The organism is Alloalcanivorax venustensis, assembly GCF_047495515.1.
In the GTDB taxonomy this organism is placed as follows: domain Bacteria; phylum Pseudomonadota; class Gammaproteobacteria; order Pseudomonadales; family Alcanivoracaceae; genus Alloalcanivorax; species Alloalcanivorax venustensis.
Genome location: NZ_CP179934.1, coordinates 597,836 through 610,881 on the forward strand (window position 1 = coordinate 597,836; position 13,046 = coordinate 610,881).

The 13,046-nt window shown below is 66.3% G+C and carries 14 protein-coding genes; 10 read left to right on the forward strand and 4 right to left on the reverse strand.

Annotation, left to right across the window (positions count from 1 at the left end; translation table 11 throughout):
- From ACMG4O_RS02890 to gloA, 7 genes are read left to right on the forward strand one after another with little or no spacing between them, the layout of a single operon-like run.
- On the forward strand, nt 1-456 hold the full coding sequence (locus ACMG4O_RS02890) for a chemotaxis protein CheW (protein WP_142947918.1): 456 nt from the start codon (nt 1-3) through the stop codon (nt 454-456).
- Nucleotides 453-1,445, forward strand: a complete 993-nt coding sequence (locus ACMG4O_RS02895) for an MBL fold metallo-hydrolase (protein WP_370211449.1) — start codon at nt 453-455, stop codon at nt 1,443-1,445. The genes ACMG4O_RS02890 and ACMG4O_RS02895 overlap by 4 nt, the downstream gene beginning before the upstream one ends.
- 25 nt (nt 1,446-1,470) lie before the next feature.
- Nucleotides 1,471-2,454 carry a lysophospholipid acyltransferase family protein gene (locus ACMG4O_RS02900; protein WP_370185132.1) on the forward strand — a complete coding sequence of 328 codons (984 nt, stop codon included), beginning with the start codon at nt 1,471-1,473 and terminating at the stop codon, nt 2,452-2,454.
- Nucleotides 2,455-2,472: 18 nt separating this feature from the next.
- Nucleotides 2,473-2,958, forward strand: coding sequence for an FKBP-type peptidyl-prolyl cis-trans isomerase (locus tag ACMG4O_RS02905; RefSeq protein ID WP_414434407.1), 486 nt, complete (start codon nt 2,473-2,475; stop codon nt 2,956-2,958).
- 53 nt (nt 2,959-3,011) lie between these two features.
- On the forward strand, nt 3,012-3,488 hold the full coding sequence (locus ACMG4O_RS02910) for an NfeD family protein (RefSeq protein ID WP_067612209.1): 477 nt from the start codon (nt 3,012-3,014) through the stop codon (nt 3,486-3,488).
- Complete coding sequence (locus ACMG4O_RS02915; RefSeq protein WP_142947922.1) at nt 3,485-4,444, forward strand: SPFH domain-containing protein; 960 nt, start codon at nt 3,485-3,487, stop codon at nt 4,442-4,444. Before ACMG4O_RS02910 ends, ACMG4O_RS02915 begins: the two co-directional genes overlap by 4 nt.
- Nucleotides 4,445-4,461: 17 nt before the next feature.
- Nucleotides 4,462-5,007 (forward strand): lactoylglutathione lyase, encoded by a 546-nt coding sequence (gene gloA, locus ACMG4O_RS02920; RefSeq protein WP_194856859.1) that lies wholly within the window; start codon nt 4,462-4,464, stop codon nt 5,005-5,007.
- A 57-nt stretch (nt 5,008-5,064) separates the two neighbouring features.
- Here gloA and ACMG4O_RS02925 read toward each other — a convergent pair whose 3' ends face one another.
- Nucleotides 5,065-6,753: an amidase gene (locus tag ACMG4O_RS02925; protein WP_194856860.1), complete on the reverse strand. Its 1,689-nt coding sequence runs from the start codon at nt 6,751-6,753 to the stop codon at nt 5,065-5,067.
- A gap of 243 nt (nt 6,754-6,996) precedes the next feature.
- Nucleotides 6,997-7,713 (reverse strand): 16S rRNA (uracil(1498)-N(3))-methyltransferase, encoded by a 717-nt coding sequence (locus ACMG4O_RS02930; protein ID WP_414434408.1) that lies wholly within the window; start codon nt 7,711-7,713, stop codon nt 6,997-6,999.
- A gap of 88 nt (nt 7,714-7,801) precedes the next feature.
- Between ACMG4O_RS02930 and ACMG4O_RS02935 the strand changes: the two genes are divergently transcribed.
- On the forward strand, nt 7,802-8,794 hold the full coding sequence (locus ACMG4O_RS02935; protein WP_414434409.1) for a YheT family hydrolase: 993 nt from the start codon (nt 7,802-7,804) through the stop codon (nt 8,792-8,794).
- Here ACMG4O_RS02935 and ACMG4O_RS02940 read toward each other — a convergent pair.
- Both ACMG4O_RS02940 and ACMG4O_RS02945 read right to left on the reverse strand, forming a co-directional pair.
- Nucleotides 8,791-10,125 carry a hypothetical protein gene (locus tag ACMG4O_RS02940; RefSeq protein WP_414434410.1) on the reverse strand — a complete coding sequence of 445 codons (1,335 nt, stop codon included), beginning with the start codon at nt 10,123-10,125 and terminating at the stop codon, nt 8,791-8,793. The genes ACMG4O_RS02935 and ACMG4O_RS02940 overlap by 4 nt on opposite strands.
- Nucleotides 10,122-10,820, reverse strand: a complete 699-nt coding sequence (locus ACMG4O_RS02945) for a TetR/AcrR family transcriptional regulator (protein ID WP_142947929.1) — start codon at nt 10,818-10,820, stop codon at nt 10,122-10,124. Before ACMG4O_RS02945 ends, ACMG4O_RS02940 begins: the two co-directional genes overlap by 4 nt.
- Nucleotides 10,821-10,934: 114 nt before the next feature.
- Between ACMG4O_RS02945 and ACMG4O_RS02950 the strand changes: the two genes are divergently transcribed.
- Complete coding sequence (locus ACMG4O_RS02950; RefSeq protein ID WP_370185123.1) at nt 10,935-12,377, forward strand: coniferyl aldehyde dehydrogenase; 1,443 nt, start codon at nt 10,935-10,937, stop codon at nt 12,375-12,377.
- 90 nt (nt 12,378-12,467) lie between these two features.
- Nucleotides 12,468-13,037, forward strand: a complete 570-nt coding sequence (locus ACMG4O_RS02955; RefSeq protein ID WP_414434411.1) for a Tat pathway signal protein — start codon at nt 12,468-12,470, stop codon at nt 13,035-13,037.
- Nucleotides 13,038-13,046 lie beyond the last annotated feature (9 nt).

Consider the following 13,046-nt stretch of genomic DNA (forward strand, 5'->3'; position numbering starts at 1 on the left):
ATGTCCGAGGCGCAAATTCCCGAGTCCCTACCCAGCCTGCTGATCCCGATGAACGGCCGGCCCTGGCTGATTCCCAACATCGTGGTGGCGGAGGTGATTCCGCTGCGCCAGCCGGACCGGCCCGGTCACGGCCCGGAGTGGCTGCTCGGCTGGATTAACTGGCGCGAGCAGGACCTGCCGCTGATCTCCTATGAAAAGCTGAACGAGTCCGGCCAGGTGGCCATCGGCCCGGACGCGCGCATCGCGGTGATCAACACCGTTTCCGGCGTGTCCCGCTTTTACGCCGTGGTGGTGCAGGGGATTCCCCGCCTGCTGCGCGTGGACAAGGGCGACCCGGTGGAAGAGCCCGGCGACACCGGCCCGGCGGAAGCCATGTACGTTCAGGTGGGCGGCGACCTGGCGGTGATCCCGGACCTGGACGCGGTGGAAGGCGCCGTCGCCGGGCTGTCGCGATGACCGACTGGGCACGCCTGGAACAGCTGGCGGCGGAGCGGCCCCACGACGGGCGGCGCTTTATCAACCGCTATCCCACCCCGCACCACGGCCTGCGCGAGTTCCTGCGCTGGCAGCGCCAAACCGGCGGCCGCTTTCCGCGCCGCCTGCCGTTTCCACTGCGCCGGCCGGACCCGGCGGAGCTGGCGGCGCCGGCGCCGCAACCGCGCTTTACCTGGATCGGCCACGCCACCTATCTGATTCAATACCAGGGCTGGAACCTGCTCACCGACCCGGTGTTCGCGGAACGCTGCTCACCGCTGTCGTTCGCCGGCCCCAAACGCGCCGTCGCCCCGGCGCTGGAGATTGACCAGCTGCCGCCGATCCACGCCGTGCTGGTGTCCCACAATCACTATGATCATCTGGACCGCACCGCCGTGGACGCGCTCAACCGCCGTTTCGGCGACCAGGTGCTGTGGTTCGCGCCCACCGGCGTGGGCGCCTGGCTGCGCCGGCGCGGCATCGGCCGGGTGGTGGAATTGAGCTGGTGGCAGCACCACCGGGAAGGGGAGGTCGACGCCTTCTGTGTTCCGTCCCAGCATTTCAGCGGCCGCGGCGCCCGTGACCGCAACCGTACCCTGTGGTGCGGCTGGCGGCTCAACTGGCCCGACTTCAGCCTGATGTTCGCCGGCGATACCGGCTACGCACCGGTGTTCGAGGAAATCGGCGACGTGCTGGGGCCGGTGGACGCGGCCCTGCTGCCGATCGGCGCCTATGCGCCACGCTGGTTCATGGCGCCGGTGCACATCAATCCGGACGAGGCGGTGCGCATCCATCTGGACCTGCGCGCCCGCCAGTCCCTGGCCATGCACTGGGGCACCTTCGTGCTCACCGACGAGCCCCTGGACGAGCCGCCCAAGGCGCTGGCCGCCGCCCTGGCGCGCCACGGCGTGGCGGCGGACGCTTTCCGCGTACCGGGGCATGGCGATACCCTGACTCTGGAAAGTCTCTGAGCGTGCATTGGGAGGAGCCGCGACCATGAAGACCCAGCGTGGACGACGCCTATGGTGGCTGATCCGCTTGATCGCCTGGCTGCCGCTGCCGCTGGCCGCCGGCCTGGGGGCGATACTCGGTGATCTGATCACCCGGGTACCGCTGCGCTATGCCAGCGCCTACCGGGTGGTGCTGATCAACCTGCTGGCCACCCAGCCGGGTATCAGCTTCGACCAGGCGCGCGCCATCGGCCGGCAGAGCCTGCGCGAGCTGGGCCGCTCCTTCTGTGAATTCGCCCATGTATGGAGCCGGCCGATCGACGAAACCATGGCGCGGATCAGCCACATTCACGGTGAACAGGAATATCTGGACGCCTGCGCCAGCGACCGGCCGGTGCTGCTGCTGTCGCTGCATCTGGGCAGCTGGGAAACCATGAACCCCTATCTGGGACGCCAGGGCACCAACATCATGTATCAGCCGCACCCGGCAACGCTGGTGGACGAATTGGTGAAGCAAGCCCGCGAGCGCAGCGGCTGCCGGCTTATTCCGACCAACAACCAGGGCATCAAACACGGCCTGGCGACGTTGCGGGCCGGCGGCACCCTGGCGCTGCTCGCCGATCACAACCCGGGCAACCGCAGTAACCCCTACGCGCCGTTCTTCGGCCATCCGGTGCCGACCCCGGCGCTGGTCGGCAAGCTGGTGCAGCGCTTCCGGCCACGGGTGTTCGTGGTGTCCTGTTACCGGGGCGAGGGCGGCATCAAGGATGTGGAAATGCACTTCAAACCGGCCCCGGAAATCGAAACCGCCGCCGACACGCACACCCTGCTCTGCGCCATGAACCAGGCCCTGGAGACGTGCATTCAAAGCAACCTGTGCCAGTACCAGTGGACCTATAAACGCTTTAAATGGCGCCCCGGCGGCCGCCGGCTGTGGTACCGCCAATCCTACCCGCTGCTGCGCCGCGCCGCCCGGGGCGAGGACAGTGCGTCCCTCGGCCTGGCGCCGGACACCACCCCGAACCCCTGATCCGGAGACACCCCCCGCATGCCGATTGAAAAAGACAAGGTCGTCACCCTGCACTACACCCTGATCGACGCCGACAACGACCTGACCCTGGAAAAAAGCAGCGCCGACGCGCCGATGGTCTACCTGCACGGCGCCGGCAATATTCTCGCCGGCCTGGAGCAGGCTCTGGAAGGCAAGGACAGCGGCGACCGCCTCACCGTCTCCCTGGACCCGGAGCAGGCCTACGGCCGCCGCGACGAGTCGCTGCGCCAGCGCCTGTCCGCCAAGTACCTCAAGCACGCCGGCAAACTGAAACCCGGCAAGATCGTGCGGGTGCAGACCGAGCAGGGCCCGCGCATGGTGACGGTGCTCAAGGTGGGCCTGAAAACCGTGGACGTGGACGCCAACCACCCGTTTGCCGGGCGGCCTCTGCGTTTCGAACTGGAAGTGATCGATGTGCGTGACGCGGACGCGGACGAAAAAGCCCACGTCCACGTGCACGGGCCGGGCGGACACGCCCACTGACGTCTAAAGGTGCTACTGTTGGCGGCCAATCAAACACTGCGGGGCGATGAAGCATGCCGGAATACAGCTATTGGATTATTTTCGGGCTGATCCTGATCATCGGCGAGTTCGTGGTCTCCGGTCTGGTCCTGATTTTCCTCGGGCTGGCGGCGGTGATCGTCGGCGGCCTGGCCTACTTCGGCCTGATTAACGACCTCACCTGGGAAATCACCCTGTTCGCGGTGCTCAGCCTGGCGCTGCTGGCCGGCGCCCGGCGCTTCCTGCGCGACTGGCTGTTCGGCAAGGAGACCCAGGGCCGCACCAGCGACGACAGCGCCGGCCTGGTGGGCGGGCGTGCCACCGTCGAGGCGGACTTCGTCGACGGTGTCGGCTCGGTGCGCTACCGGGGCGCCCGCTGGCAGGCGCAATCGGACCAGCCTTTGAAAGCCGGCCAGATGGTACGCATCAGCAAACACGAAGGACTCTGGCTCACGGTTCAGGCCTGGTCCGATACTTCTTCCACGGACCAAGAAAAGGACTCTGAACAATGATGGGACTCATTATTCCCGCCCTGCTCGCGCTGGCGGTGATCACGCTGCTGTTCATGACGGTACGCATCGTGCCGCAACGGCAAATTTACGTGGTGGAACGGCTCGGCAAGTACCGCACCTCCCTGGAGGCCGGCCTGCACATCCTGATGCCCTTTATCGACCGCGTCGCCTACCGTCACTCGCTCAAGGAAATCGTCCGCGACGTGCCGCGCCAGAGCTGTATCACCAAGGACAATATCGAAGTGTCCGTGGACGGCGTGATGTATCTGCAGGTGGTGGACGCCAAGGCGGCGAGCTACGGCGTCGACGACTACGTGATGGCGTCGCAGCAACTGGCGCAGACCACCCTGCGTTCGGTGATCGGCAAGATCGACCTGGACAAGACCTTCGAGGAACGCGGCGAGATCAACATGGAAGTGGTCAAGGCCGTGGACGAGGCCGCCCAGCCCTGGGGCGTCAAAGTGCTGCGCTACGAAGTGGCGGACATCAACCTGCCGGCCTCGATCAAGGACGCCATGGAGAAACAGGTGCGCGCCGAGCGGGAGCGCCGTGCGGTGGTGGCGGAATCCGAGGGCGACCGGCAAGCCGCGATCAACCGATCCGAAGGTGACCGCCAGGCGGCCATCAACCGCTCCGAGGGTGAGAAGCAGGAAATGATCAACATTTCCGAAGGTGAGAAGCTCAAGCAGATCAACGAAGCGGAAGGCCGTGCCCGTCAGATCGAGCTGCTGGCCCAGGCCACCGCCACCGGTCTGCGTGAAGTGGCCCTGGCGGTCAAGGAAGACGGCGGCGACGAAGCGGTGAGCCTGCGCATCGCCGAGCAGTATGTGGCCGCGTTCGAAAAACTGGCCAAGGAATCCACCACCCTGTTGCTGCCTTCCAACCTCAGCGACGTGGGCGGCACCGTCGCCGGCCTGCAGAAAATTCTCAAAAAGATCGACGCCACCGCGCCCTGATAGAAAGGTAATGTTCCATGCCACGTCATTTTGAAAACGCCGAAGGTCTTTGTCAGCAACCCGACGCGGAAACCCAGCGTTATCTGTTCAACCAGACCATGCTGCGAATCAAGGATCCGAAAGTCAGCCTGGACTTCTACACCCGGGTGCTGGGCATGCGCCTGGTGCGCAAACTGGATTTCCCGGAAATGAAATTCAGCCTCTTTTTCCTCGCCTATCTGGGCGACGAAGAAGCCGCCCGGGTACCCGAGGATGACGCCAAACGGCTCACCTACACCTTCGGCCGCGAAGCCATGCTGGAACTGACCCACAACTGGGGCAGCGAGGACGACCCGGACTTCCAGTACCACAACGGCAACGACGAACCCCAGGGCTTCGGCCATATCGGTGTCACCGTCCCCGACGTGTACGCCGCCTCACAACGGTTCGAAAAACTTGGCGTCCCGTTCGTGAAAAAACCGGACGACGGCAAAATGAAAGGCCTCGCCTTCATCAAAGACCCGGACGGCTACTGGATCGAAATTATCCAGGCCGACATGATGGAAAAGCAGCAGAAAGGTTAGCAGAACTTCTGGGGAGGGATGGGGGAGCGGGCCATGCCCGCTCCCACCATTCCTGGGTTACAACTCCGGGGTAAAGGTCGGCGCCACCCGCGGCTGGAACTGCTCCTGATAGGCGTACGCCAGCTTGATCAGGGTCTCCTCATCAAACTCGCGGCCCAGCATCTCCATGCCCACCGGCATGGCCGGCTCCAGGTCTTCCGCCATGCCGGCCGGCATCACCAGCGCCGGGAACAGCGAGAACGGGCTCAGACGGTTGTTGCTGCCGGCGGAGGGACTGTTGCCCAGATCGCCGGCCAGACCGGTGATGGCCGGGTAGAGCAGCACATCGTAGGCTTCGCCCAGCGGATTACCGTCCACGTCCAGATTATCCAGCGCCCGCATCAAACGTTCGCGTACGAACACCGGCCGTTCAATCGTGTTCTTTTCGTACACCACCCGTTGCTCGTCGGTCAGGTTGTTCAGGTCGATGCCGCCCCGGAACTCAAGGCCGGACTTGTAGCTGTCGAGGTAACCGCCGCTGGCGACCAGCTCGTCATAATCGAGGATGTGGCCGTCCATGGTGTTCGGCCAGCTGTTGAGGTATTCCTCCAGGTCGTGGCGGAATTCGTAGCTGGACATGGACTGGTAGTCGCCGAGGATGGTGCCGAGGTCGTCGATGGTCACGTCTTCCACCACGGCGCCGGCGGCTTCCATGTTGGCGATCGCCTGATCCATCACCGCCAGCACGCTGTCGTTGGTGCCGAAAAGATCACGGACCACGCCGATGCGCGCGCCGTCCAGACCGTCGGCGTCGAGGAATTCGGTGTAGGTTTCCGGCACGCCGGTAACCTGCTCATATTCCTCTTCGTTGTTGATCAGGCGGGCGTCGATTTCAAAGCTGACCCGCTGGTTGCTGGCCGGTGAGGTGTCGAAGCCGACCATGGCGTCCATCAACAACGCACAGTCTTCCACGGTACGGCACATGGGCCCGCCGGTGTCCTGCCAGGTGGCCAGCGGCATGATGCCGTCCAGGCTTACCAGACGCAGGCTGGGACGAATGCCGACCAGACCGTTCAGGCTGGAGGGCACGCGCACGGAGCCGCCGGTGTCGCTGCCGGTACCCAGCAGGGCCAGGCTGGCGGCGATGGCGGTGCCGGTGCCGGTGGACGAGCCGCCGGAGCCCTTGGTCAGATCGTAGGGGTTTTTGACCAGGCCGCGCACCGAGCTTTCGCCACGGAAACCGAACGCGAATTCATCCATGTTCGCCTTGCCCAGCACAATGGCGCCGGCCTCGCGCATCCGGCGCACCGTGTAGGCGTCCCGGGTGGGCTGATTGTACTGGAACGCCAGCGCACCACCGGAGGTGGGCATCTGCTCCGTATTGAAGTTGTCCTTGGGCAGAACCGGCACGCAGTACAGCGGGCCATCAATGCCGGTGACCGCGAAGTTCAAATCCTTTTCCCGGGCGTCGATGATCGCCTCCGGGTTGATCGCCACCACGCTGTTCAGTTCGGTGGTGGAGCCGGTGTCGTCATAGGCTTCGATACGGTCAATGTAACCCTGAACCACTTCCTCACAGGTAACGCCACCGGTTTCCAGAGAGGTATGCAGATCGGCGACGGTCGATTCAACAAACGAAAACGCGACGCCATCGTCGCCACCGGACGGCGGTGTGCCCGCATCGTCGGACGAAGAGGATGAGCCGCCGCAACCGCTAAGCAGCGCTGCGAGCACCGCGGAGCCCACCAGTAATTTGGGATCAAACATGAACATTCCTCAGGCAGAATCAAGACAAGGCACCCCATAGAAGGAGGCCGTAAAACACAACAAAAAGCGGGCGTCCGGGCAGAGGATCGGAAACGCCCGAAGCAATTGCATCAAGAAACATGCCAGAGTTTGGAAAGGCTTTAGCGGCGCGGTTTTACAAGAAGGGATAGAACTTTCAGGGCAATAAAACAGGTAAAATTAGATGTATTTTGGTGCACGGAATGCCCCGTTCGGAGGCTCCGGTCAGGACAGCAGCGTCCATAGCGAAGCGAGCAACGCCACCGGCGCGGTTTCCGCGCGCAGCACCCTTTCGCCGAGCGCAAAGCCGTGGAAGCCCGCCTGCCGGGCGGCCGCCAGTTCGTCGTCGGAGAAGCCGCCTTCCGGGCCGGTGAGCAAGGCGATGTCGGTGGCGTCGCGCACCGCGCCGGCATCCAGCGCCCGTTCGCCGGGATGGGCGATCAACTTCAGGCCCCGAGCCTGTTCCATGAAGGTGTTCAGAGGCATAACGCCGTCCACCACCGGCGGCCGATTCAGCCCGCACTGTTCGCAGGCGCTGATTACCACCTGCCGCCAGTGCTCCAGCTTCTTGTTTTCACGGTCGCCCTTGAGGCGCACTTCGGTGCGCTCGCTCTCCAGTACCCGGATCGCCGCCGCGCCCATTTCCACCGCTTTCTGAATCGCGAAGTCCATGCGGTCGCCTTTGATCAGCGGCACACCCAGGGTCACCGGGCGGGGCGCGGTACGGTCGATGTCCACGAAGGTGTGCGGCAGCACGGTGACGGTTTTCTTGTCCACCGCTTCCAGGGTGGCGGACCATTCACCGCCTTCGCCGTTGAACAGGGTGAGAGGGTCGCCGGGACGCATGCGCAGCACCTTGCCGATATGATGGCTGGCCTGCGGGCCCAGCTCGGCGGCGTGGCCGGCCTGGAAAGGTTGCGGATCAAAGAAGCGACGGCTCATGGGTTTCGGTCCTGGTCAGCGGGGACGAAGCAGGCGTGAAAGGCTAACATAGGCGGCCGTTGATTCACTGGACAGAGACTCCCAACCCATGGGCGAAATCATTCCGGCCGCCTTCCAGCCGCCGGCCTGGCTGCGCTCGGCGCACCTGCAGACAATGTGGTCGACCTTCTTCCGGCGCCCCGAGCCGCTCAGCCGGCGCCGGGAAACCCTGCCGCTGGCGGACGGCGACCATCTGCTGCTGGACTGGGCCGGGCCGGCGCCGGAAACCGGCGCCTTGAGAGTGTTGCTGCTGCACGGCCTGTCCGGTTGCAGCGACTCCCATTATATTCGCGGCACCCAGGCGCGGCTGGCGGCGCTGGGGATCACCTCGGTGGCGATGAACTCGCGCGGCGCGGCGGCGCCCAACGACACCGCCCTGTGCGCCCACGCCGGCGAGATCGAGGACCTGGACGCGGTGATCCAGGCGCTGCGCCGGCGCGACCGGCACGGCCCGCTGATCGCCATGGGCGTGTCCCTGGGCGGCAGCCGCGTGCTCAACTGGCTGGCGCGGGCGGACGACGGTTCACTGAGCGCGGCGGTGGCGGTGTGCAGCCCGCTGCGCCTGGATCTGTGCGCCAACCGCATGGACCAGGGCCTGTCGCGGATCTACCGGCGCCACCTGATCACCAATCTGCTGGCCACGCTGAAACGGCAGCGGCGGCACCTGGAGCGGGTCGATCCGGCCCAGGCGAAGCGGCTGGCGGCGCTCAACCTGCGCGGCATCCGGTCGTTCTGGACCTTCGACGAACGGGTGATCGCACCGCTCTACGGTTTTCGCGGTGCCGCCCACTACTACGCCGAAGCCTCCGCCGGGCCGCGCCTTCGGGCGATCCGCACCCCGACCCTGATGATCCAGGCCGAGGACGACCCCTTCATGACCCCGGCGATGCTGCCGGCCCTTGGCGAGCTGGGCCCCGGCGTCACCCTGGAACTCTCTTCCGGCGGCGGCCATGTGGGCTTTGTCGGCGGCCGTCCCCGGCACCCCGAATTCTGGCTGGAGCAGCGGCTGGCGGCGTTCGCCAGCGGCTTTCTGCCGGTCTAGCCCGCCGGCGCCAACAGCAGGGTCAGCAGGGCGCCCAGCCCGCCGGCCACCAGCAGCGCCGCCGCCGACAGCGGCCAGTTCCAGCGCAGCGCGCCGACCCGCGCCGGATAGCCGGTGAGGCGCTCGAGCAACAGGGCATTGGCGGAATAGGGCGTGCCGGCGATGGTCACGCCCCAGCCGCACACCATCGCCAGCGCCAGGCCCAGGGCCGCGCCCTGCGGCCAGATCGGCGCCAGCACGCCGCCCACCAGGGCGCCGGTGACAATCGGGTTGAAGCCGACCAGCCCGGCGACGAAAAACAGCCAGGGCACCAGCAGCGCGGCCAGCGGATACCCCCAGACCGGCAGCACGAAATCCGCGCCCAGCCCGCGCGCCGCGAAGGTGCTCACCAGCGCCCCCAGAAAGGCGGAGCCGCCGACGATCACCAGCTCGTTGGTGACCGGCGCCAGGGACGGCAACGACGGGCGGTGCCGCCGCCAGCGCTCCACCAGCAGCCCCAGCACCACGGTGGCCAGACAGCTCAGGGTCACCGCCCGGGAATAGCTGAGCCCGGCGAGACCGCTCAATCCGAAGGTGGCGGCGCAGATAGCGGCGATCACCGCGGCGAACCGCAGCCAGGGCGCCCATCCCGTGGACGGTGCCGGCTCACCGTCGGCGGCGGCCGGCTCCGGGTCGCGCAGAAGCGCGCCGCCCAGCAGGTACAGCAACGCCAGCGGCAGGCTGCAGGCAATCAGCTGCCAGCCCGGCAGGTCGGGCAGGAAGGTGAGGGTCACCACCACCGAAATCGACAACGGCGAGCAGATCGGCGAGGCGCCGAAGCCGCGCAGGGTGGCGCGGGCGGCGTTGCGGGTGACGGCGGAATCGCCGCGCTCGCTGATGCGGCCGCCCACCAGGGCGCCCACCACGCCCACCGAGCCGAAATTCAACGGCACCGACAGGAAGGCCGTGCCCAGGGAAAGGCTGAAGTAGCGGCCCAGAGGCCGGCCCGCGAACAGGCTGCCGGAGATCCGGCCCAGATCCGGAAAGCGGCCCAGCACCGAGGACAGCAACATCACGGTGAGAATCAGCGCGGTCAGCCGGGTCATGGCGTCGGCGGCGTCGATCAGCACCACCGGGCCGTCCGGCAGGGCCAGCACGGCGGCGACGACGACCAGCACAAAGATCGCCCGCGCCATCCGGCGCAGGTCGCGCCAGCCCAGCACGATGGCCGCGAACACGGCGGCGGCGCCCACCACGCCGGCACCGGGCAGCGGCGCCAGCACCCCCGCCGCCAGCGCCAGCCAGGCCAGCGCCGAGCGGGGCCGGGCCAGAGCGGTGACCGGCGCCGTCATGCGCGCCGCGCCGGTGGCGCCTCCGCCGCCGCGAACAGCAGGTCCATGGTGGTGTCGCCGGTGCGGAACTCCTGCTTCATGGCGTCCAGATGATCAAGCGCCTCGCCGCGCAAGTAGGGCGCCTCCAGACAGATAATCTGGTAGATGCCCTGGCGCAGCAGGGTGCGGTCCAGCGCCTCGTCGCCGGTGGCGTCCGGGTTCAGGCCGTGGGTGAAACCGGGCCACGACGCCGCCAGCACCCAGGTGTTGACCAGCAGGCCGCGCAGCTCTTCGTCGCTGGCCTCGATCAGACCGCTGTCGCGCAGGCTGCGGTAGATCACCAGGCCGCGCTCCAGGCTGTCCTGGACGAACACCTTGTAGCGCCGGCGCAGCTCCGCGTCCTGGTGGAGAAAGTGGGCCAGGTCCCGGTGCAGGAAGCGGGCCTGCCACATGGACTCCAGGATGCCCTCGAAATAGCGCATCTTGTCCTGCCAGGTGAGCGGCCCTTCCGGCACCGTCAGCAGATCGCGGATCTGCTCCTGGTAGCGTTCGAACAGCGCCGCCACGATCGCCGCCTTGTTGCGGTAGTGGTAGTAGAGGTTGCCCGGGCTGATGCCCAGACCCTCGGCGATGTGGTTGGTGGTGACGTTGCGCTCGCCGGCACGGTTGAACAGGTTCAGGGCGGTATCCAGGATGCGCGTTTTCGTGTCGGTCATAACGGGCCAAATCAAAGCGTACTGCGGGGACGATGAAACAGTCTGTTGACTCCTAGAGTAATTACTCTAAAAATCGAGGACAGTCTAATAAACAAACGCCCAGGGAGGCGCATTATGGTCGCCGAGATCAAAGAACTCCAAACCGAGCATGCGCAGATCGAGCGCATGAAGCGCATTTTCGCCGCCCAGAAAGCGGCGTACCGCCGCCAGCCCTACCCCACCGCCGAGCAGCGCCATGAGCATATTCAGCAGCTCAAGCCGATGCTGCTGGACAACATGGACGCCTGGGTGGAGGCGCTGAACGCCGACTTCGGCAACCGCTCCGCCGACGAAACCAAGCTGGCGGAAATGCTCACCAGCGTGGAAGGCATCAAGTACCACGCCAAGCATCTGCGCAAATGGATGAAGCCCTCCAAGCGCAAGGTCGGCGCCGCCCAGTGGCCGGGCAAGGTGTGGGTGGAATACCAGCCGCTGGGCGTGGTGGGCATTATCGTGCCCTGGAACTACCCGCTGTACCTGGCCATCGGCCCGATGCTGGCGGCGCTGGCCGCCGGCAACCGGGTGATGATCAAGATGAGCGAATCCACGCCGCGCACCGGCGAACTGCTCGAGGAACTGATCGGCAAGACCTTCGCCGAGGACCACGTGGCCGTGGTCAACGGCGAAGTGGACGTGGCGGCGGCGTTCTCCAGCCTGCCGTTCGACCACCTGCTGTTCACCGGCTCCACCACCGTGGGCAAGCACATCATGCGCGCCGCGGCGGAGAACCTGACCCCGGTGACCCTGGAGCTAGGCGGCAAGAGCCCCTGCATCATCGGCGAGGATTTCCCGATGAAGGACGCGGTGGAACGCATCGCCTTCGGCAAATGCCTGAACAGCGGCCAGACCTGCGTGGCGCCGGACTACATCATGGTGCCGGAACATCGGGTGCGGGAATTCGTCGACGCCTGGAAAGCCCAGGTCACCGAGCTCTACCCGACGCTGCGCGACAACCCGGACTTCACCAGCATCATCAACGAGCGCCAGTACCGCCGCCTGAACGGCTATCTGGACGACGCCCGTGAAAAAGGCGCCGAGGTGATCACCATCAACCCGGCGGACGAGAACCTGGACGGCAGCCGCAAGATCCCGCACACCCTGGTGCTCAATGTCACCGACGACATGAAGATCGCCGAGGACGAAATCTTCGGCCCGCTGATGCTGGTGGTGCCCTACAAGACCCTCGACGACGCCATTGATTACGTCAACGACCGGCCGCGCCCGCTGGCGCTCTACTACTTCGACTGGAACGCCCGCAACGGCGAGCACGTGCTGCACCACACCCATTCCGGCGGTGTCTGCCTGAACGACACCATCACCCAGGTGGGCGTGGACGACATGCCGTTCGGCGGCGTCGGCCCCTCCGGCATGGGTCACTACCACGGCCCGGAGGGCTTCCTCACCTTCTCCAAGGCCAAGGGCGTGTACAAGAAGGGCAAGATGAACGCCACCAAGCACATCCTGCCGCCCTACGGCCGTGGCATGCATAAGTTCATCTACAAGTTCATGTTGAAGTAAAAACCGCTGACATAACCGGCGCCCCGTCCGTCAGGGCGGGGACGGTCCGCCAGCCAACAACAAGAAGACAGGCCAGCCGAGGATCCGTGAATGGACCAGGACAACATGCCAGGCTCCGGCGTCGACCGCCGGGGCTTTCTGAAACTCAGCGTCTGGGGCGGGGCGGCACTGGCCGTCGGCGCCGGCGCCAGCACACTGCTTACCGGCTGCAGCTCGGACCCGGGCCCGGCCAGCGGCTACAAACACCTCCGCGATAAAGACGTCACCCTGCTGCGCCCGCTGATGGCGCCGCTGCTGGGCGGCGGTCTGGAGGCGGTGGACGGCGCCGGGCCGGACCAGGCCCTGCAGGCGTTCGACCGCCTGCTGCAGGGCGGCACCGACGGCCAGCGCGGCCAGCTGTTCCAGCTTCTGGATTTACTGCAGCTGGGCGCGGCGCGCTGGTGGATCACCGGCACCTGGGCGCACTTCGAGGAGCAGGGCGACGCGCAACTGCGCGACACCCTCGCCCACTGGGCCAACAACGACGGCGGCTTCCCCAAGCTCACCTTCAAGGGCCTGACCCAGCCGATCGTGATGGCCTGGTACGTTACCCCGGAAGCGGGCCGGACCACCGGTTACCCCGGCCCGCCCGTGGTCGGGTCCGGCACCGCCAGCGCCTGACAGCGCCCG

What these genes read in the sequence shown, in the direction of transcription:
- ACMG4O_RS02890 (WP_142947918.1), top strand. Translation starts at nt 1, where the DNA reads ATGTCCGAGGCGCAAATTCCCGAGTCCCTACCCAGCCTGCTGATCCCG.
- ACMG4O_RS02895 (WP_370211449.1), top strand. Translation starts at nt 453, where the DNA reads ATGACCGACTGGGCACGCCTGGAACAGCTGGCGGCGGAGCGGCCCCAC.
- ACMG4O_RS02900 (WP_370185132.1), top strand. Translation starts at nt 1,471, where the DNA reads ATGAAGACCCAGCGTGGACGACGCCTATGGTGGCTGATCCGCTTGATC.
- ACMG4O_RS02905 (WP_414434407.1), top strand. Translation starts at nt 2,473, where the DNA reads ATGCCGATTGAAAAAGACAAGGTCGTCACCCTGCACTACACCCTGATC.
- ACMG4O_RS02910 (WP_067612209.1), top strand. Translation starts at nt 3,012, where the DNA reads ATGCCGGAATACAGCTATTGGATTATTTTCGGGCTGATCCTGATCATC.
- ACMG4O_RS02915 (WP_142947922.1), top strand. Translation starts at nt 3,485, where the DNA reads ATGATGGGACTCATTATTCCCGCCCTGCTCGCGCTGGCGGTGATCACG.
- gloA (WP_194856859.1), top strand. Translation starts at nt 4,462, where the DNA reads ATGCCACGTCATTTTGAAAACGCCGAAGGTCTTTGTCAGCAACCCGAC.
- ACMG4O_RS02925 (WP_194856860.1), bottom strand. Translation starts at nt 6,753, where the DNA reads ATGTTTGATCCCAAATTACTGGTGGGCTCCGCGGTGCTCGCAGCGCTG.
- ACMG4O_RS02930 (WP_414434408.1), bottom strand. Translation starts at nt 7,713, where the DNA reads ATGAGCCGTCGCTTCTTTGATCCGCAACCTTTCCAGGCCGGCCACGCC.
- ACMG4O_RS02935 (WP_414434409.1), top strand. Translation starts at nt 7,802, where the DNA reads ATGGGCGAAATCATTCCGGCCGCCTTCCAGCCGCCGGCCTGGCTGCGC.
- ACMG4O_RS02940 (WP_414434410.1), bottom strand. Translation starts at nt 10,125, where the DNA reads ATGACGGCGCCGGTCACCGCTCTGGCCCGGCCCCGCTCGGCGCTGGCC.
- ACMG4O_RS02945 (WP_142947929.1), bottom strand. Translation starts at nt 10,820, where the DNA reads ATGACCGACACGAAAACGCGCATCCTGGATACCGCCCTGAACCTGTTC.
- ACMG4O_RS02950 (WP_370185123.1), top strand. Translation starts at nt 10,935, where the DNA reads ATGGTCGCCGAGATCAAAGAACTCCAAACCGAGCATGCGCAGATCGAG.
- ACMG4O_RS02955 (WP_414434411.1), top strand. Translation starts at nt 12,468, where the DNA reads ATGGACCAGGACAACATGCCAGGCTCCGGCGTCGACCGCCGGGGCTTT.